The organism is Actinophytocola sp. (assembly GCF_045807065.1).
GTDB lineage: Bacteria > Actinomycetota > Actinomycetes > Mycobacteriales > Pseudonocardiaceae > Actinophytocola.
Genome location: NZ_JBJMIE010000315.1, coordinates 1 through 18044, shown reverse-complemented (window position 1 = coordinate 18044; position 18044 = coordinate 1). Strand labels below are relative to the sequence as shown.

Genomic DNA, 18044 nt, shown 5'->3' with positions numbered 1-18044 from the left:
CGGCGTCGTCCAGAGTCGGATGGAGCCGAGGGCATTCCCACATGGGGAGATGGCCGATGTCAGCAGAGAAGCACAGGCACGTCGGGTCACCGGCGCCGAGGCGGGAGGATGCCCGGCTCATCATCGGCCGGAGGGCGGTTCGTCGCCGGGCTCAGCGCACGCGGTGGTGCTTCGCCGCGAGGTTCCCCACGGTCGCGTACGCGGTTGCGATGTCGAGAAGGTGCGGGCCGCGACCGGCGTCGTGGACGTCATCACGGTCGACCACGCGCGTGGAGCGGAACTGTCGTGCGCCGGCCTGGGGCCTGACCGGCCGAAACATTTCCCGGTGCTGGATGACACCGTGCGCTACGTCGGACAGCCGACCGCGGTGGTGGTGGCCGAGACCACGGAGGCGCGCACGACGCCGCTGCCTTGGTCGACGTCGACATCGAGCCGTTGCCCACGGTGGTGAGTATGGAGACGGCGATGGAACCGGGTGTCGCCCTGCTCCACCCCGAGTGGGGCCAACGTGGGCACCGACTTCCCGCTTGGTGACGTCTCGGCGGCCACGGCGGTACCGAACTCATTCCGCGGAGGCGGGTGGCTGCGAACGCACGCTCGTGCCGCGTTGCGGTCGTTCGAGCTGACGTCCGGACATGCCACCGAGGGAGGCTTGAAATCAACGCGCCCACCATGCGGAAGTGGACAAGCAGAATGATCACTGAAGGGTGCCACAAAACCTCAGGTCAACATCGCTGTTGAGCTTCCCCCCGGATTGTGGAGGACTCCTCTATGCGGCTCGTCGTTCACCTTCCTGGGGTTCACCTTCCGCGCCGCAAGGCACGTAGCAGGACGGGGAAGAAGTTCACCAGCTTCCTGCCCGCGATCAGCAAGGACGCCCTCAAGAAGATCAGCGGTGAAGTGCGCCGATGGTGGCTGCACCGCAGAACCAGGCACAGCTTCGCCGAACTCGCACGACAGATCAACCCGATCGTGCGGGGCTGGATCCAATACTACGGAGCGTTCTACCGCACCGCACTGTGTCCGCTTCTCGCCCGCATCAACGCCTACTTGATCCGCTGGATCCGCAAGAAATACAAACGACTGCGACCCCTCCACAAGGCCCTGGCCTGCTGGCGACGCATCACCCGCCAGTACCCCAGGGCCTTCGCCCATTGGGCATGGGTCCACACCGCCTGGTGACCAGGACGACAGGAGCCGGGTAACGGGAGACTGTTACGCCCGGATCTGTGGGAGCCCAGGGGTGAGATTCCCCTGCGCCACCCGACCTAAGCGCTGTCGCGTAAATTGATCTTCCGATGGGGTCGACGGTATTCGGTTAACCGGCGAGGGTGATGTCGTGGAGGTGGGCTATTCCAGACTCGGCGTCGGCGAGTGTGTTGGCGGCTCGGCGGAGTAGAGCCTAACCGGCTGCGCACCAGGTCGGCCTGTTCCGCGATCGCCGTGCGGTGACACTTAACCGATCAGAGCGGTGACCGCGTCTACCACGGCGGCCGGGGCCTCCTCCGGGACGAAGTGCCCGGAGGACGGGACGTTCACCACGCGCACATCGCTGCCCCGCGCGGTCAGGGCCTGCTCCAGGTACGGGCTGGCGAGCGACGCGATCCCCAACATCGGTGCGGTGATCGTGCCGTACGCCTTCTGGTCCTCGATGTCCTGGTGGAAGCCCTGGTACCAGGCGTTTCCGGCGCGGATCGCGGTCGGGGTCGCGTACGCGGCGGCGTACACCGCGCGGTCCCGGTCGCCGATGGCGGACTGGTCGACGAGCAACAACGAGCACAGGTAGTCGACCAGGTACCGGGGCCGGCCCGCCAGCAGCTGCTCCGGCAGCCCCTGCACCTGGTTGAACGCGAACCACCACGGGTACACCGTGCCAGGCGGCATGAGCAGCGGGATCTGGTACAGGCTCTCGTCGGGGTGTGGCACGTCGATGACCGTCACCGTCTTCGTCGCCGCGCGGTGGTTGGCGGCGTACGAGAACGCGACCATCGCGCCGATGTCGTGGCCCGCTATGTGCACCGACGACAGCCCAAGCGCCGTGACGAGGCCGTGCACGGCCGCCGCCATCGACTTCTTGTCGCCCGCGGTGTTCCGGGGCAGGTCGACCGCGATCACCCGGTACCGCCGCGTGAGCGCGGGCAGGATCTTGTGGAACTCCCACCAGGTCTGCGGCCAGCCTGGCAGCAGCACCAGGGGCTCACCGCGGCCACCCGTGACGTAGCGCAGTCCGGCGGCCTGCCCGGTGCGCAGGCCCAGCGACGCGGCCAACACGGCGTCGGACGGGCCGGGGGCCGCCGCGGCAGTGCCACCGGTGCCGATCGCCGCCAGTGCCGCGGTCGACGCGCCGAAGCCGAACAGAGCCCTGCGGGAAGGACGGAAATCGCTCATACCCAGAGCATTCCGCGGCCCGCGCACTGGCGGTGAGCGGCGATCACGCCAACCTACGTCGGTTTCCAGCCGAACGTCTCCCGGTACGCGGCCGGCGCGACACCCGCGATCCGCCGGAAGTGCGGGCGCAGCGCCGCGGCCGAGGTGAACCCGCACTGCCGGGCCACCACGTCCACCGGCAGGCCGGTCGACTCGAGCAGCCGCTGCGCGTGGATCACCCGCTGGTGCGTGAGCCAGGTGGCGGGGGCGGCGCCGGTGGTCTCGCGGAAGCGGCGGTCGAAGTTGCGCCTGCTCATGTTCGCCTGCCGTGCCAGCTCGTCGACCGGCAGCACCTGGTCGAGCCTGGACAGCGCCCAGTCCATGGCCGATCCGACCGGGTCCGACACGTCCGGCTCGGGCACCGGGGACTCGATGTACTGCGCCTGCCCGCCCGACCGGTGTGGCGGCACGACCATGGCGCGAGCCAGCCGGTTCGCGACCTCCGCGCCCCGCAGCACCCGGATCAGGTGCAGGCCGAGGTCCAAGCCGGCCGCGCCGCCGCCCGCGGTGAGGATGTCACCGTCGTCGACGAACAGCACGGCCTCCTGCACCTTGACCTTCGGGAACCGCTCCGCCAGCAGCGGGGCCATGGCCCAGTGCGTGGTCGCCGGCCGGTCGTCGAGCAGCCCGGCCTCGGCCAGCACGAACGCGCCACTGCACAGGCCCGCGATCCGGCCGCCCCGCGCGTGGGTGTACCGCAGCGCCTCCAGCACCGGCTCCGGTGGCCGCTGCGTCGGCGACCGCCAGTTCGGCACGATGATCAGGTCCGCCGCTTCGATGGCGGCGAGGTCGTGGGGCAGCGCCGTGGCGAGGCCACCGCCACCCATCACCGCGTCCGGCTCGCCCGCCACCACCCGGACGTCCAGCTCCGGCATGGCGCCGTAGTGCACGGCCAGGTCGAACACCCCGAACGCGAACGACATGATGCCGAGCGACGCCCCGTCGAACAGGATGACGACGAGACGGGTCCGGTCAGCGGGTGAGTTCGGCATCGACATCCGCCCCCAGGTCCTCGACGTGCGCGCAGCCCACGGACAGCCGCAGCAATGACGGCGGCACGTGCTCGTCGGCCCCGGCACCGCCCGCGACCTCGAACGACAGCTTCGCCCCGAACCCGGGCAGCCGCGCCGCCGCCCGCTCGTGGTCGGGGCCGGTCGGCAGGCCCGGGTACCGGACGCGGGCCAGCTCCGGGTGCTGCTCCAGCCGTTCCGCCAGCACCCCGGCCGACTCCCGCGCAGGCCGGCGGCGCAGCGCCATGGCGCGCACGGCGAGAAACGCCGCCATCCCGTCCGGCGTGGCGTCCGCGAGCACGCGGTTGGTGCGCGGGCGTGCGGCTGCCTCGACGGCGGCGAGCGTGGCGTCGGTGTCGGCGACGTCCCGCGGGTCCACGGTGGCCGCCACCGCACCCATGCCGGACGCGCACGCCGTCGCCGCCCCGCCCTCGACCTGTCCGGCGACCTGCTCCGGCGCCTCCCGGGTCGGGGTGCCCTCGTTGCGCGAGTACTCGTGCTCGCCGCCGCCACGCCCGGTGCCGACGGTCTCCATTCGTGCTGTGGTCACGGGTCCAATCTAGAACGAGAACTCGGTCGTGGTGGACCGTTCGCTGTGGACGCGTGTGATCGGCGAGGTCGAGACGGTGACCTGAAGGAAACCTGAAGCGGACACCCGCACCTTTGGCGCACCGGAGGGGAATGCGGCTGTCGGTTCTGCTGCAGGACGAACCCCGAACACGTCGACGTGAGGAGATCCACATGGCTGTCACATTGTTGACCGAGCAGGACGTCGTCTCGGTCCAATCCCGACGAGTTCCGGGAGGCCTCCTTCGAGGAGGAGTCCGACCCTTACCACGAGTCGAGCCACGTCGCCCTCGCAGGCAGCTGCCTCACCGCCAGTTGATCAACGGTGTTGCAACGACCCCTCCGCCGTGTGTCGCAGGGGGCCTTCACCTGCCGCTCGCACTCGCGCAGGCTCTCGGCCGTTGACATCGACGCCGATGAACTCCGCCGGGCGGGGCGCGAAGTGCACCGCGTTCGCCCCGCCAGCGCATCCCCTGGCGGGCGAGCTACCGTGCGAGCATGCCGTTACGCCCCCTCGCCGGCTGCCGCATCTGGCTGGGTGGGTCCCGCAGGGGGCCTGCTCAGCCTCTCGCGTTTGCTTGCCGGCTGGTTGGTGTAATTGTGGCCTACGATCCGCGTGTAGTAGATAATGCTGTTGATGGTTACGGACGGCAACGGGATCGGCAAGCTCCTCGGACCTCTGGGAGCGGAGGTGATGGAGGTGCTGTGGGCTGCCGGTGAGTCGTTGCCGGTGCGGGCGGTGCTCGACCGGCTCAACGACGGGCGTGCCGAACCGCTGGCGTACACGACGGTGATGACGGTGCTGTCCCGGCTGGCCGAACGAGGCGCGGCTACTCGCACGACCGCGGGCCGCGGCTACGCTTACCGCGCGGCGGTCAGCGACGCCGCCGAGCTGGCGGTGCGGGACGTCGTGCGAGACCACGGCGACGCCGCGATCGCCTACTTCGTCAAGCAGGCGGACGCTGACCCGGCGCTGCGTGCACGGCTGCGCCGACTGATGGGTGGCGGGGGGACCTGATGAGGCGCACTCGGGCGGTCGGTCACGCGACCCTGCTGGGCATGCTCGCGTGGGCCGCGTTATCCGGGATCATCATGCTCAGCGGCTCCGCGGCCACGCTCGTGGCGGGCGAGGCGCCCGTGGTGGGTTTCGCGCAGGTCTTGCTGGCGGCGTTGATGGTGCTGCTCTGGGGTGGCGCGACCGTGGCCGGTGTTGTCGCCCTCTGCCGCCAGTGTCGCCGTGGCATCGGTTTGGCGGTCTGGCTCACGGACCATCGAGTCGCGGCGGCGTCGCCGGCCGCGGGCGCGCTCTTCAAGGCCACGGGTGCCCCCGAACAGGCCGCGAGGACCGCGCTGGCCACGATGGGCGGCCCGGCTTTGCTGGCGGCAAGGGTGACCCAGCTGGAAACGGGCCGGCGTCCGGTGTCTCGCACCTCAATGCGGTCTGCCGTGGTGCTTACCAGCCTCCCCGGGCTCGCGCTGATCGTCGGCTACGGCCTGCTCATGCTCGAGGTGTGCATGGCCCTCCGGTCTTGCTGCGGCTGACTACAATCCATCAGCGGTACCAACAGAAAGGGGCCGTGAACAAGGTGCACAGGTCATGGGCCGAGAGCGTCGAAACGCACAGGCGTGACATACGCGAGGCGATCCTGGACGCCACGGCAGCTGTCGTCGCCGAGCATGGGCTCAACGCGGTGACCATGCCGGCGATCGCGGCGAAGGCCGGAATGGCGAAGGCCCGACTGTACACGCACTTCTCGGACCTCGAAGCGATCATGCGAGCGTGGCACGACCGTCAGATCGCCAACCACCTCGCCTACCTCGACGATGTCGCCGAGCAATCGGGGGCGGTCATGCAGCGGTTGGGCGCCGTATTGCGCGCCTATGCGGCGATCGTCCATCAAACGCACGAGCACCACGCCACGGAGCGTGGCGCGTCCTTGCACCGCGGTGAGGGCCTTGTCGACGCACGGCGGCAGCTTCACGACCAGATCCGCGTCCTGATCTCTGAGGGCGCCAGGAGCGGTGAGATCCGCGATGACGTCACACCGGACGAACTCGCCGAACACTGCCTCCGCACCCTGTCCACAGCCGGCGGGCACTCTTCCACTGCCGCGATCCGACACCTCATCGCGGCCACGCTGGCGCAGCTTCAGCCGTCGCACCGGTGACCATTGCTCCTAATGTCGGTAGTAGTCTCCAGGTCAGCCTCCACAGTGAGCGCGCATCACCGACTGCTTGGGGGTAGGACATGGTGATGCGCGGACTGATCCGACGTGTAAGTGTCGTTGTCCTCGCCGCGGCGTTGATGATGCCGGGCGGTGTGGCGCCAGCACACGATGGGGCGAGATCCCGACGGTGCCCGGCTCCGTCGGGAAGAACACGGGTTTCGAACTGCTGTGGCAGGTCAACCCGGGTACCGGCAGCAATGCCGATGTGTATGCGTTCGAGGGTTTCGCCTACCTGGGGTAGCTGGATCGGCCAAGGTTGCCTGTCTGAGGGTGTCCGCGTCTACGACCTGCAAGGAACTGGGCATCAAACCCAACGCCGACGGCAAGGACAACTTCGTCCACTCTGTGCGTGTCGACGACAACCCGCGTCGAGCGACCCAGTCCTACTGGGACCTGGGCACCGTGCTGCTGGACATCTCCAACCCCGTCCCGGCCGCGTTTCCTCGGCAAGACCACCGCGACGCAAGGTGCCACCCACTCAAGCTTCGTCACCCGTGGCGGCACGCTCCTGGTCGAGACCCACGAGACCGAGGCCGGTCTGCCCGTCTACTACGACATCTCCCGTCCGTCCCAACCTCGGCAACTGGCCACGTTCAGCGTCGAAGGCTTCGAGAACGACACGATGCACGACCCGAAAGTCCGCGACAACACCACGTTCTTCTCCTGGTACTCCCTCGGAGTCGTCGCCGCGCACTCCGCCAACCCCAGTCACCCGAGGCTGCGTGCGCAGTTCGTGCCCGACACCGACCTTCTTCGGTGACGCTCGCGCCTGGGCGTGCGGGCATGCCAGCGGCGAGGTGTTGGAGGTCGCCGTGGGCACCGGACGCAACCTGTCCTTCTACTCGGACGGTGTGCGACTCACGGGGATCGATCTCAGCCCGGCCATGCTCGCCATTGCCCGCGACCGGGCCGACGACCTCGGCCGCGATGTCGAGCTGCGGGAAGACAACGCGCACGAGTTGACGTTCCCGGACGCGTCGTTCGACACGGTCGTGTGCACGTTCTCGCTGTGCAACATCCCCGACGAGCGTCGCGCCGTCACCCGAGATGCACCGGGTGCTGCGGCCGGGCGGGGTGCTCGTCCTAGCCGCCCACGTGGCCAGCGACCGCTGGATCGTATACGCCCCACACACATACCTCCGGTTGCGCTCCTTCGTTGGGTCGCGCGATCCGAACTGCGTCATTTGAACGAGTCTTTGTGTCTTCCGTGCAACGAGAGTGTCCCGCGTTCCGTCCAGAGTCCATGGGAGACATGCAACAGACGCGTCGTTGGGTGGTTGTGCTGGTCGTGGGGGTGGCCGCGGTCGCGTTGGCCGCCGTCGTGTGGGTGTTGATGCCCGGCCAGGATCCGGTCGGTCCTTCGGGCACGCCCGCTGCGGCCGGCAGTACGGCCGAAAATCCCGGTGGAAGTGCGGGCTCGGGTTATGGAGTCGCGATCCGTAAGCTGGCCGAGCAGGTGAACGGCCCAGGGAAGGTGCCGGTGGTCTATGTGCTGGAGCGAACCTGTCCGGACGTGATGACCGAACCTCCGGTGGACACCGACTGCGACAAGCCCATCCCGGCTGCCGTGCGTGACGATCTCACTGCCGCACTCAGGTCGTTCTCCCGGGTGGAGTTCGTGCGCACGGCGGCCGAGGTGACGGGTCCGGATCTGGAGACGGTGAACGGTGGCGTGTTGACGATGCTCGGACAGGCGCGGTTCTCCGGCGGAACCGCCGAGGTTCCGCTGGCGGTGCGCAAGGGTGGACTCAACAGCCGCGGTATGACGTATCGCTTGTCCTATCGGGACGGACAATGGCAGATCACAGGTAACATGGATTCGGGCTGGATCAGTTAGCCGACTCGGACCGGGCAGGTGCCATCGGCCCCGATGACCACCGTGGCTGACACCCGGGTTCCTTCGGCGACCGCCACCGGGGCGCCGCAGACCTGGCTGAGCGGGCCGAGCCCCTTCTCGCCGCTGCTCGGGCAAACGTCTGTGCAGGGCCGGTTCCGGCTGACGACCCGGTAGTCGCCGGCGTCGAGTTGTTGGGTCAGGTTGATCGGTGGCTTGGGATAGGTGTTCCGGTCGGAGCCGCTGTGGGTACCAGGATTCGGATTCGGTTCACGACGCCCAGGTGATGATCGTGATGGTGTCACCGGTGCGGATCGTGGCGCCTGGGTGGGGTCGACGTCTGGAGAAGTGGTGACGTGGAGCTACCCGATCATCCACAACGGACTTGTTTACGTGGTCGATGTCCGCAACGGCCTCTACATCCTCGCCTACACCGGACCCCACGCCCGTGAGGTCGCCAGGCTCCGGTTCCTGGAAGGCAACTCAACCCTCGGCGACGCAGCCCGCCTGGACCGCTGCGCCTGCTGACGATCAGAAGGAGTGTCGCCGTTCGTTCCTTGTGGGTATGGCAGGTGTTACCTCCCTGGTGGGGTGAAGCGCAGGACGTCGATGCCGTCGGAGTACTGGGCGGCGTAGACGAGTCCGTCGTGGTAGGCGGGGACGGCTGCTTCGCTGTCTTTCGGGAAGAAGTAGCCGACCTGTACTGGATGGCGGGGGTTGGAGAAGTCGATGAACTTGGTGCCCTGGCCGTAGAAGGCCTGGACGAGGATGTTGCCGTCGCCGACTCCGGGCAGGGGTGCGAAGAAGTGCGCGGAGCAGTCGGCGTTGGGTTGCTCGCCTGGACTGCCGACCGGTCCCCAGTCGCCGACGACGGTGAGCCGGAAGGGATGGTCCGGTGTGGAGCGCCATCCTTCGCCGCCGTAGCTGCCTTTCAGCGAGACGATCAGCAGCCGTCCCGAGTCGGTGCAGGTGTCGCCGAAGTCCTCGTCGGTGACGAACAGCAGTTCCCCTGGCGCGAAACCGCCGATGGAGCGCAGCGGGTGCCAGGCGTTGTGGTCGAAGGTGTACACGGGGTCGTTCGGGCTGATGATTTTCCCGCCCGCATAAGGGATCGGGTCGACCGCGGTGGCGAACCGGACCCGGCCCTGGACCGGGTCGAAGTGCGCTCCCGTGGTCCAGTAACCGCGTACACCCCCGGCGCCGGAGGTCCAGGCCACTCCGGCGGCGTCGACGTCAGTGTTGTGCACGTAGTCGGTGACGCCGTCGTTGCGGTGCAGGTCCACCGGTGTGGGGAAGGTGTAGGGGTGGTTGGGCTGGCTCACGTCGGTGACCCAGGAGGGTTGGCCCTGCCAGTCCGGCGGCTGGTCTCCGGTGCCGGTGTGGGAGGGGCCGCCGCTCCAGAGGTAGTGGCAGTCGTTGATGCACTGCGAGGTGTGGCCGCCGGGTTCCTCGTGGAAGCCGATCAGCCGCAGGTGTCGCGGATCGTGGGCATCGACGAGGTAGATGCCAGAGGTGCCGGTTTGCTTGTCGCCACCGAAGGCTCGGGGATCTCGGGTGACGAAGACGAGCTTGCGCCGCGGGTCGACCTGCAGGTGTTCGCCTTCCCAGAAGCCCTTGCTCACATCGTCTCCGGGCAGCGCCAGCACGGAGGCGGGGAGGTCGCCGATCTGCTGGGGGTGCCGGGGATCGGCGAGTGACCATGCGCGTAGGCCGAAGGGGCCGTTGCCGAACATCACGTCGGAGTCGTGGCGTCCGGGGTAGTCGATGAACGCCAGCCCGGTCACTGAGGACGGGGTGTCGGTGTGTGTCAGCCAGGTCACGTTCTGCGCGTCGACCGGGCCGGTCGGTGGCCCGTCGGCAGCCTCGGCGTGGGCGGTGGTGCTGCTGGTCGCCATGCCGCACGCGGCGATCAGCGACACGAACAGGCGTGAGCGGCGCATTCGGCTGCCTTCCGGTTAGTCAGAGGGTGTCGGGCTTGTCGGGTTTGGCGATCCACAGCCCACTGTGGATGTCGCTGGCGAGGATCAGGTGGTGGGTGGTGTCGATGTACACACCCCAGACCAGGGGCGGTGATCCGTTGGTCGGCGGTGGTGTGAACTGGCCGCGTTGGGTGCTGACGCCGTGGTCGGTCATCGTCCACCACACGATGCCGTCGGAGTACCAGGAGGAGAAGAACTGGCCGTTCGGGGCGACTTCGGTGTTGTGGTCGGTGAACTCCCCGTCGGTGCGGGTCGAGCGGCTGTCGCTGGTGGAGAACGTGCCGAGGAACGTCGGCTGCGCCGGATTGGTGTTGTCGTAAACGTGGATCTCGCCCCAGCCGCCGTACGCGGACTCTCCGGGACAGTCCTCCGGTGAGGTGTCCTCGGTGTTGATGATCAGCCACTTGCCGTTGTTGGCCAAGGTCATCGAGTGGTTGTCGCCGTCCTCGTCCGGCGGGGTGATCTTGGTGTCGCTGACGACCGTGGGCGTGGCGGGTGTGGTGATGTCGAGGCGGACGGTGCCGTGGTCCCAGTACGACACGTAAACCGTGTTACCGCCGTCTTCGAAGCGGGCGCTGTGCGCGAACTGGGTGGCTGAGCAACCCACGCCCTGGGTGGGGTCGAGGTTGAGGGACCAGTCGGTCAGCGTCGACGGGCTGGCCGGGTTGGTGGCGTCGATCAGGTGCAGTGCGGTCGTTCCGTTGTTGTTCTGGTGGTCGACCAGGTTGCGGGCGCAGGCGATGAGCACCGTGCCGTCGGCGCGCTGCACGGCGTCGATCTCGTGGCAGCCGATGGTGCCCTGCGGCAGGTCCCAGTGTCCGAGCAGGGCCGGGTGCACCGGGTTGGTCACGTCGAAGAGGCGGACACCGGGCACGACCTCCTGCTCGTGGCCGCTGCCAAAGCAGGCCTGGATGCCGACCACCGCGAGCGTGCCGGTGAACGAGGGCGTGCGCACGTCGAGCACCGTCACGTCCTCGGCCCGGGTGAAGGCCGGGTTGGGCAGCTTGCTCACCAGCCGAGGGCGCTGGGGATGCGCGATGTCGACGACCTGGACGCCGGCGCCGCCCTGATGTGCTGCGGCGCACCGGCTGCCGACATAGGCGAAATCGCCGTGCGCCGAGAGATCGCCGTAATCACCGAACCCATCGAGTCCGGAATGACCGACAAAAGTGAAATTGTCCAGAACCGTTCCTGTCGGCGGCCGCACCGAATCCGGTTCCGCCGGGCTCGCGGAAACCGCGGAACCCAGCAACACCAAGCTGAACAGACCTCCCAGGAGCGCTGACCAGTACCGCCTCATCACGCCTCCCCGATGACGACTCTGCGATATGCAGCGGCCCTGACGCCGTTTGCGACGCGAACAAGCCCTCCCGAATTCTGCACCGCGCGCCCGATCCTGTCACCAGACGATCAGCCGGTGGGAGCGGACAAACGGGCTGAAGTGCACGATTGACCGACTCGGTCGTCACAGAATCCCTAAGTTAGGTAGTACTAACAGCAACCGTAGGTTCCTCGGCACGGCGAAGGCGTGCAGTGCCGCCTCCCCATTGGTCGGTCTCGGTGGCGTCGCGTGCCATGGCGATGGCGGTATCGCTGAGTCCGGCGTCTTCGCGTCGGCGACGTGGGCGGCCATGCAGGTCTGGCAGCCGATCCAGCTCTATGTGCCGTCGAGCAGTTCCCGTGACTTCTCGAGCGCGTCGGAGGGAGTGAGCGGGGCCAGGTGTCGCATGAGCTCCTTTCAGGTTAGGGGGTGAGGATCCCGGCAAGGGCGAGTGCCGTACCGGCGAGCAGGCCGACGGCGATGGACACCGGTGCGGCGACGTAGGCGGTGATGGTGGCGGGGCGGTCCGGCTCGGCGAGTGCCTGATCGGTGCGCAGTGCCGGAGTGACCCACGCAGGTAGTAGAAGACGCTGGCGACGGTGTTGATCGCGGCGATGACGGCGAGCCAGCCGAGGCGGGCGTCGAGGGCCGCGGTGAACACGGTGAGCTTGCCCGCGAAGACGCCGGTGGGCGGGGTGCCGATGAGGCCGAGCAGGCACACGACCAGGCTCACCGCGAGCCAGGGGCGGTGGCGGCGCAGCCCGGTGTAGTCCGCGAGGGTGCGGGCGTGGGGGAGTGCGCAGACCACGGCGAACGCGCCGAGGTTCATTCGCCCATACCCAGCAACACGATGTCCGCCTGCCGCGGGACGACCGGGAAGCCATCGGTGTGTGACGGTCATCGGCACCCCGGGCACACCCACCCGGAACGCGGTGTCCGAGCCGGCGTTGATCAACCGCAACCGGACGCGCTGGCCGGGTTTCGCGGGATGCGTCCTCGGCGCGGTGGCAGTACGGCCGTTGGCGAGTATGCGGAGGTAGGTCAAGTCACCGACATCGCCGCCGAGCAGCTCGGACTACGGCATGCCGGGCATGCCGTTCATGCCCGGCGTCCCGTTCGCCCGCAGGTCGGCCAGCACGTCGTCGGGGGAGCGGCCGAACCCGTCCAGCCAGTCGTCGAGCACCACGACCAGTTCGGTGTCGTAGTCGGCGCCGTCGGCTGGGTCCTCCACGATCAGCGGGGCGTACAGGCCGGTGTTCAACTGGGTGCCGACGTGGGGGTGGAACCAGTAGGTGCCGGCATCGGGCACGGTGAACTCGTAGGCGCCTTCGGCGGCCGTGAGCGACACCGGCGTGGTCGCGGTGTTGGCACCGCGCCGGCGCTGTTCCGCGGCGGCGACCTGCGGCGAGGTCGGCCCGATCCGGGCCGGCGCGGTTGTCGTTTGGGAGCCGCACGCGGCCAGACCGGTCGCAGCGGTACCCGCTGCCGCGCCCGCGGTCAGCACGAGGAAGCCGCGACCGCTGCGGGCACGGTGATCTGCTCTCACGAATCTACGATACGAGTTAGTAGATGAGGTGGTTCAGTCGCCCAGTGGGCAGGTGATGATCGCGATGCCGAGCAGGAGTCCGGTGCCGGTGAGGAACGGCAGGACTGCCGCCGTGAGACCGGCCAGTCCACAGGAGACGGTCCGGCGCAGTCTGCCGGGCGGCCGGGAATCATGTTGGAGCCGGGCGAGGCGCAGGTCCACGGCGTCCTGGGCCATCGCGAGGGACGTGCTCGGCGTGCCGTGTCCGGTCACCTTCAGCAGGGCGGTGCGGACGGCGGCCGATCCACAGTCCCGCGCGGCCACGATGTCGGCGGCGAGTTCCACCAGCTCGCGGATCGCCCGTGGTGCCTGGCGGAACAGCGGCACGAACGGCAGCGTGACGCGGATCGCGTCGGCGATCGCAACGAGTAGGTGGTGTCGCCCGTTCAGGTGGGCCCGTTCGTGGGCGAGCACCGCCGCGACCGCGGCGGGATCCAGGTGCCGGGTGAGTCCTTCGGTGGCCACCACCGTGCCGGGCCGGCCGGCCATGCTGAACGCCAGCGGCTCGTCGTGTGCCAGCCAGAGGATGCCGGACGGGTTGGTGACCGGTCGTGCGACCAGCCGCAACACCGCGAGGTTCTCCTGGCGCTTGCTGCACCGCTTCCGGTGGCCGCGCACGGAGACGACCGCCAGACGGACGGTGAACGCGACCAGCAGCACCACGCCGACCAGGCCGACGAACTCCTCGACGCGGGGTGGCGAGCCGTGCTGGACCGCCGACCAGCACCGGTGCACCACGGCGAGCAGGGGAGCGCCCGGGACGTGGCCGGGTAACAGCAACAGCACCACGCCGGCCGTGGCCGCGAGCAGTGCGCCGGCCGCCGACACCAGCCAGGCCACGATCAGCCACAGGGGATCACGACGCCGCAGGTCCACCCGGTGGAGAACAGCGGGGATGAGCCAGCCCGCGATGATCGCGCCGACCAGCAGTGCCAGGGCCGCGGTCACCGGCGCCGGATCCGCTTCTTGCGCAACGCGGCACGCAGGAGATCGGTCTCCTCATCGGACACCGACTCGACGAACCGCAGCAGGACGGCGTGTGGATCCTGGGAGGAGTCGAGCACGTCGCGCAGTGCCTGCGCGGAAGCGTCCTCGCGGCCGAAGGCGGCCTCGTACACGTAGGCCTTGCCGATCCGCTCGCGCTCGACCCACTGCTTGCGGTGCAGGTTGTCCAGCACGGTCATCACGGTGGTGTAGGCCAGTTGCTTGCCGGTGTCGAGCCGCTCCAGCACGTCCCGCACCTTGAGCGGCTCGCCCGCGTCCCAAAGCACGTTCATGACGGCGGCTTCGAGTTCACCAAGACCCTGCATGGCACCTCCTCAAGGTGCTTCATGCTACGCAGGGTGAACGCCGTATGGGGAGCATGCCCCACACGGCGTTCGGCCACCACTACAGCGACAGCCCCTGCATCTCGGTGATCTCCGACTTCTGGGCGTCCACGATCTTCTGGGCCAGCGCCTTGGCGCCGGCGTTGCTGCCCTGCTCCAGCTCGGTCTTCGCCATGGTCACGGCACCCTGGTGGTGCTTGATCATCATCTGCACCCACATGCGGTCGAAGTCCGCGCCACTGGCCTGCTCGAGCTGCCCCATCTCCTCGTCGGTCATCATGCCGTCACCAGACATGTCCATGCCCGGCATGCCGGAGGTGGTCGGCATGCCCGACATACCGGGCATGCTCGCATTCCACGCGTCGAGCATCCCGGTGAGCTGCTGGATCTCCGGGTCCTGCGCGCCCTCGATCCGGCCGGCGAGGTCCTTCACCTTCGGGTTGGTGGCCTTCTCCGCGGCCATCTTGGCCATGTCCACGGCCTGTTGGTGATGCGGGATCATGCCCTGCGCGAAGGCGATGTCCTGGTCGTTGTGCTCGGCCTGGCCGGCACTGTCGGCCGCGGTGGACGTCTGGCTCTGGTCCATCCCGGACAAGTCACTGCCTGAACCACCGCTCGTGTCACTGCCGCTGCAGCCGGCGGCCAGCGCGACGACCGCGGCCACGCCGATACCCAACAGGTACTTCCTCATGAAATGTCGTCCTCTTCTGCGTGTCAGTTGACAATGGATTATCACCGCGTGCTCACACATGCACGCTGAGTGATCTCCTATGTCCGCAGCACACAGAGGGACGCGAGTAGGGATCTCCCCGTCGTGCCCGGTGGTCGCCAGACACGTCGTGTCCACAGCAGCAGTGTGGCGGCGGGGGTGGGTGCACCGGCGCCGACCGCGACCAGCAGCCAGGCGAGGAGCAGCAAGCCGCCGGCCGCCCACAACACGGCCAGGCACAGGTGCAGCATGTCGTGGCCCGTGCCGGAGTCGCTGTTTGGTTGAGCGTCCGGCGCCGCCGCGACGGCGTGGATCATCGTCTCGGACACCGCAGTGCCCGCGGCATGTGTCCCGGCGGACATGGTCACGTGCGGTGTGCAGTGCGGCGACAAGGGGACATGGTGCATGCCGATGACGGACAGGGCGAGGGCACACATCAGCAGCAACTGCCGTGTCCGCCTGCTCATGTCCGATCGCATGGTCGTCTACCAGGAGGTGCCGAGGAGCCGGTCGACGATCGACTGGATCTCCTGCGGGCTGCGGAACACCAGAGGGTCGGTGACGCGTTCGACGATGCCGTCGGGGCGGACCAGGTAGTTCACCGGAAGCACAGGTGGTGTACGCAACGCCTGCTGCACGGTCTCCTCACCTTCTGTGTCGCCATCGTAGAGGGACGGGTAGCACAGGCCGATCTCGGCCATGAACGTCAGCCCGGCGGACGCCGGCTCCTTGAAGTTGACGCCGAACGCGGGGATCGAGCCTGGGCGCTCGGCGTAGGTTGCCAGGACGGGCATCTTCTCCCCACACGGAACGCACCAGGACGCCCAGAGGTTCACCAGTGTCGCCTTGTCGGCCAGCGCGGCGCCGACGTCGTCAGGGGTGCCGAGACATCGCACGGTGACTCCCGCCAGCGACCCGGTTGCGGGTGCGCTCTTCAACGCTACGGGCGTCCCCGCACACGCCGCGGGGACCGCAGTGGCGGCAGTGGCCCTGGACCGGGGCCTTGTCGTCGCCTCGGACATGAACAGCGGTCGGTACGTCCTCCGACTGCGCTGACGAACACGGCAGCTCGCGGGTCACGACCGGGAACCGATCCGCTGTTCGGCGAGTTCGCGCTGAAGACCCGAAAGTTGTTCGGGCTGGTTGACCAACACCGCGCCCGCGAGCATGCCCTCCTCGTGGTAGCGCAGGCAGAAGGCGGCCGGGTTTTGTCTGGTTGTGGACTCCGTGCCCTGTGGGTGGCCGACGACGTGTAGCACGTGCGTATAGAGCTCGGTCGAGAACGTCGGCGGTGCGTACGGGGGCTCGGGATGACCGAGCAAGGCCGCCGCCGCGCGTTGGGCGTCGGCTGCGGCGGTCGACCAGTGGTGCCAGGCGCCGGCTGGGCGGGACACCACGTCGCCGACTGCCACGATGTCCGTCGCCGGGTGGCCGGCGGTGGTGAGGGCTTGCTGGTTCTCGTTGGTGCGGACGCCGCCCGTGGTGTCGAGGCCGGTGCCTTCCAACCAGAACGTGTTGGGAGTGGTGCCGATGGCGGTGAGCACCACATCCGCGTCCAGTGTCGAGCCGTCGGCGAGTTCCACTCGCTGGTGTCCGCCGGCGGGGTGCACGGCTGTCACCGGGATGCCGAAGCGCAGGTGGACATCGTGTTCGCGGTGCTGGTCCCAGGCCCAGGCGGCTGGTGTCGTGCCAAGGGTTTCTGCCAGCGGGTTCGGTAGGCCGTCGACGATGGTCACGTCCCAGCCGAGGATCCGTGCCGAGCTGGCGACCTCGCTACCGATGAGTCCGGCGCCGACGATCGCGAGATGCCCAGTTTTCGTGAACAGGACGGACCGTAGGCGTTGCGCGTCGGCCATTGTCCGCAGCCGCAAGACCTCTGGCGCGTGGGGCAGTGACGCGGCCCGCCGGCCGGTGGCGATGACCAGGGCGTCGAAGTCGACGTGACGTCCGTCGTCGAGTTCTATCCGCCGGCACTCCAGGCTCAGTCCCACGGCCGCGATGCCGAGGAACCACACGAAGCTCTGTGCTGAGGACGGTAACGCCCCGCCGGACCAGGTGGCCTCTCGAAGAGCCACTTTGGACAGTTGAGGGCGATCATAGGGCGGGATCGGCTCGGCGCCGAACCCGATGAGCGACCCCTGGAAGCGGTGGCGGCGGAGGGCTTCCGCGGTGCGCAGCCCGGCGATGCCGCCACCAACAATGACGATCTTCCTTGCAAGGTCGGTCAGTGGGTGTCGGTGTTGGTTTTGCGTTGCCATGGGGGAGTCTCCATGCGGTGTCGGTGCGCTGCCGCAGCGTCGAGACGCGGGCAGGCGCACCAGCGGCCGGCTGCCAGGCCGGGCCGGTTGGACGTGCGTTCACGAACCTGAGCAGGCGACAGCCGGCATTCGAGCTCAGAGAGCTGAATGCGGCCGTGTGTCTGTCACAGTCGGAGCACGCCCAACGAGGTCAGCACCGCTGTTGAGTCCGGGGGTCCACTCGGCGGTCGTTGTCTCCGTACCGGGGCCGGCCCTGACGGCAGGCCACTGTCCTGGTCGGACCGGCGCCGGCGGGCAAGCAGCGTGCCAAGCGCGAGCCCTGCGGCGAGAACCGCCAGGCAGAGGTGGAGCGGGTTGTGTGTGCCGGTGGGAGCGTGATCACGGCAGCAGTCCTCCGTAGAGGCCATTCGCATGATCACCGACTTCATGTTCGGCTCGTCGTCGCGCGCCTGGGTGGCCACAGTGGTGCTGGACACCATCGCCGATTCGGCCCCATGGTGGGACATCAACGCGAAATGGTGCATCCCGACAACGCCGAAGGCGAGAGCGCACAGCAACAGCCAACGCGCCGCGACAACCTTCGGGGCGAACATGTCGACCACTGTAACGCGTCACCTGCCCCGATGCCCATCTTCGTATCGGTGGGACAGGACGTGGTCCGCTCGCCGTGATGTCGCCGGCCGTCAGGGACGACCGGCGACATCACGGTCAGTCCGTCATCTCCGGGGTGATGCCGGCGACGAGGTTGAACGCGCCGTTGTGGATTTTTAGGTAGAGCTTGGTGTAGTGTTAGTGTTT

Annotated in this window: 23 protein-coding genes and 1 pseudogene; 10 read left to right on the top strand and 14 right to left on the bottom strand. The window is 68.4% G+C overall.

Annotation, left to right across the window (positions count from 1 at the left end):
- Window positions 1-49: 49 nt before the first annotated feature.
- Entirely contained in the window at window positions 50-451 is a 402-nt protein-coding gene (locus ACJ73U_RS18265) for a hypothetical protein (RefSeq protein ID WP_407778847.1), read from the top strand.
- Window positions 452-771: 320 nt separating this feature from the next.
- Window positions 772-1182, top strand: a complete 411-nt coding sequence (locus ACJ73U_RS18260; protein WP_407778846.1) for a group II intron maturase-specific domain-containing protein — start codon at window positions 772-774, stop codon at window positions 1180-1182.
- Between the two features lie 273 nt (window positions 1183-1455).
- Here the strand turns inward: ACJ73U_RS18260 and ACJ73U_RS18255 are convergent, their stop codons facing one another.
- From ACJ73U_RS18255 to ACJ73U_RS18245, 3 genes are read right to left on the bottom strand one after another with little or no spacing between them, the layout of a single operon-like run.
- Window positions 1456-2388 carry an alpha/beta fold hydrolase gene (locus tag ACJ73U_RS18255; RefSeq protein WP_407778845.1) on the bottom strand — a complete coding sequence of 311 codons (933 nt, stop codon included), beginning with the start codon at window positions 2386-2388 and terminating at the stop codon, window positions 1456-1458.
- A 53-nt stretch (window positions 2389-2441) separates the two neighbouring features.
- Window positions 2442-3425, bottom strand: coding sequence for a GlxA family transcriptional regulator (locus tag ACJ73U_RS18250; protein WP_407778844.1), 984 nt, complete (start codon window positions 3423-3425; stop codon window positions 2442-2444).
- Window positions 3400-3987, bottom strand: coding sequence for a PLP-dependent transferase (locus ACJ73U_RS18245; RefSeq protein ID WP_407778843.1), 588 nt, complete (start codon window positions 3985-3987; stop codon window positions 3400-3402). The genes ACJ73U_RS18250 and ACJ73U_RS18245 overlap by 26 nt, the downstream gene beginning before the upstream one ends.
- Before the next feature lie 654 nt (window positions 3988-4641).
- Between ACJ73U_RS18245 and ACJ73U_RS18240 the strand changes: the two genes are divergently transcribed.
- The 7 genes and pseudogenes from ACJ73U_RS18240 (at window position 4642) to ACJ73U_RS18210 (ending at window position 8594) form a co-directional block, all read left to right on the top strand.
- The gene (locus ACJ73U_RS18240) at window positions 4642-5022 is read left to right on the top strand and encodes a BlaI/MecI/CopY family transcriptional regulator (protein ID WP_407778842.1); all 381 of its coding nucleotides are present in this window, start codon (window positions 4642-4644) and stop codon (window positions 5020-5022) included.
- Window positions 5023-5063: 41 nt separating this feature from the next.
- The gene (locus ACJ73U_RS18235; RefSeq protein WP_407778841.1) at window positions 5064-5546 is read left to right on the top strand and encodes a hypothetical protein; all 483 of its coding nucleotides are present in this window, start codon (window positions 5064-5066) and stop codon (window positions 5544-5546) included.
- 35 nt (window positions 5547-5581) lie between these two features.
- Window positions 5582-6172 carry a TetR/AcrR family transcriptional regulator gene (locus tag ACJ73U_RS18230; RefSeq protein ID WP_407778840.1) on the top strand — a complete coding sequence of 197 codons (591 nt, stop codon included), beginning with the start codon at window positions 5582-5584 and terminating at the stop codon, window positions 6170-6172.
- A gap of 409 nt (window positions 6173-6581) precedes the next feature.
- The gene (locus ACJ73U_RS18225) at window positions 6582-6992 is read left to right on the top strand and encodes a hypothetical protein (RefSeq protein WP_407778839.1); all 411 of its coding nucleotides are present in this window, start codon (window positions 6582-6584) and stop codon (window positions 6990-6992) included.
- Window positions 6985-7342 (top strand): annotated as a pseudogene (locus ACJ73U_RS18220) (class I SAM-dependent methyltransferase); the annotation flags it as partial. The gene ACJ73U_RS18225 and the pseudogene ACJ73U_RS18220, both read left to right, overlap by 8 nt.
- A gap of 163 nt (window positions 7343-7505) precedes the next feature.
- Window positions 7506-8069, top strand: coding sequence for a hypothetical protein (locus tag ACJ73U_RS18215; protein ID WP_407778838.1), 564 nt, complete (start codon window positions 7506-7508; stop codon window positions 8067-8069).
- A gap of 348 nt (window positions 8070-8417) precedes the next feature.
- Window positions 8418-8594, top strand: a complete 177-nt coding sequence (locus tag ACJ73U_RS18210) for a hypothetical protein (RefSeq protein WP_407778837.1) — start codon at window positions 8418-8420, stop codon at window positions 8592-8594.
- A gap of 47 nt (window positions 8595-8641) precedes the next feature.
- Here the strand turns inward: ACJ73U_RS18210 and ACJ73U_RS18205 are convergent, their stop codons facing one another.
- Entirely contained in the window at window positions 8642-10006 is a 1365-nt protein-coding gene (locus ACJ73U_RS18205; protein WP_407778836.1) for a hypothetical protein, read from the bottom strand.
- 19 nt (window positions 10007-10025) lie between these two features.
- Window positions 10026-11057 (bottom strand): LVIVD repeat-containing protein, encoded by a 1032-nt coding sequence (locus ACJ73U_RS18200; protein WP_407778835.1) that lies wholly within the window; start codon window positions 11055-11057, stop codon window positions 10026-10028.
- A gap of 18 nt (window positions 11058-11075) precedes the next feature.
- On the opposite strand from ACJ73U_RS18200, the gene ACJ73U_RS18195 reads away from it, so the two are divergent.
- On the top strand, window positions 11076-11330 hold the full coding sequence (locus ACJ73U_RS18195) for a hypothetical protein (RefSeq protein ID WP_407778834.1): 255 nt from the start codon (window positions 11076-11078) through the stop codon (window positions 11328-11330).
- Between the two features lie 196 nt (window positions 11331-11526).
- On the opposite strand, the gene ACJ73U_RS18190 is transcribed toward ACJ73U_RS18195, so the two are convergent.
- The 9 genes from ACJ73U_RS18190 to ACJ73U_RS18150 all read right to left on the bottom strand — a co-directional run bounded on the left by ACJ73U_RS18190 (window position 11527) and on the right by ACJ73U_RS18150 (window position 17839).
- A complete protein-coding gene (locus ACJ73U_RS18190; RefSeq protein WP_407778833.1) occupies window positions 11527-12195 on the bottom strand; it encodes a proton-conducting transporter membrane subunit in 669 nt (222 codons plus the stop codon).
- 246 nt (window positions 12196-12441) lie between these two features.
- Complete coding sequence (locus tag ACJ73U_RS18185; RefSeq protein WP_407778832.1) at window positions 12442-12912, bottom strand: multicopper oxidase domain-containing protein; 471 nt, start codon at window positions 12910-12912, stop codon at window positions 12442-12444.
- 33 nt (window positions 12913-12945) lie between these two features.
- Complete coding sequence (locus ACJ73U_RS18180) at window positions 12946-13899, bottom strand: M56 family metallopeptidase (protein ID WP_407778831.1); 954 nt, start codon at window positions 13897-13899, stop codon at window positions 12946-12948.
- Window positions 13896-14261 (bottom strand): BlaI/MecI/CopY family transcriptional regulator, encoded by a 366-nt coding sequence (locus tag ACJ73U_RS18175; protein WP_407778830.1) that lies wholly within the window; start codon window positions 14259-14261, stop codon window positions 13896-13898. The genes ACJ73U_RS18180 and ACJ73U_RS18175 overlap by 4 nt, the downstream gene beginning before the upstream one ends.
- A gap of 79 nt (window positions 14262-14340) precedes the next feature.
- Window positions 14341-14970, bottom strand: a complete 630-nt coding sequence (locus ACJ73U_RS18170; protein ID WP_407778829.1) for a DUF305 domain-containing protein — start codon at window positions 14968-14970, stop codon at window positions 14341-14343.
- 77 nt (window positions 14971-15047) lie between these two features.
- Complete coding sequence (locus tag ACJ73U_RS18165) at window positions 15048-15455, bottom strand: hypothetical protein (protein WP_407778828.1); 408 nt, start codon at window positions 15453-15455, stop codon at window positions 15048-15050.
- 18 nt (window positions 15456-15473) lie between these two features.
- Window positions 15474-15884 (bottom strand): TlpA family protein disulfide reductase, encoded by a 411-nt coding sequence (locus ACJ73U_RS18160; RefSeq protein WP_407778827.1) that lies wholly within the window; start codon window positions 15882-15884, stop codon window positions 15474-15476.
- A gap of 180 nt (window positions 15885-16064) precedes the next feature.
- Window positions 16065-17246: an NAD(P)/FAD-dependent oxidoreductase gene (locus tag ACJ73U_RS18155; RefSeq protein WP_407778826.1), complete on the bottom strand. Its 1182-nt coding sequence runs from the start codon at window positions 17244-17246 to the stop codon at window positions 16065-16067.
- A gap of 164 nt (window positions 17247-17410) precedes the next feature.
- Window positions 17411-17839, bottom strand: coding sequence for a hypothetical protein (locus ACJ73U_RS18150; RefSeq protein ID WP_407778825.1), 429 nt, complete (start codon window positions 17837-17839; stop codon window positions 17411-17413).
- Window positions 17840-18044: the final 205 nt, after the last annotated feature.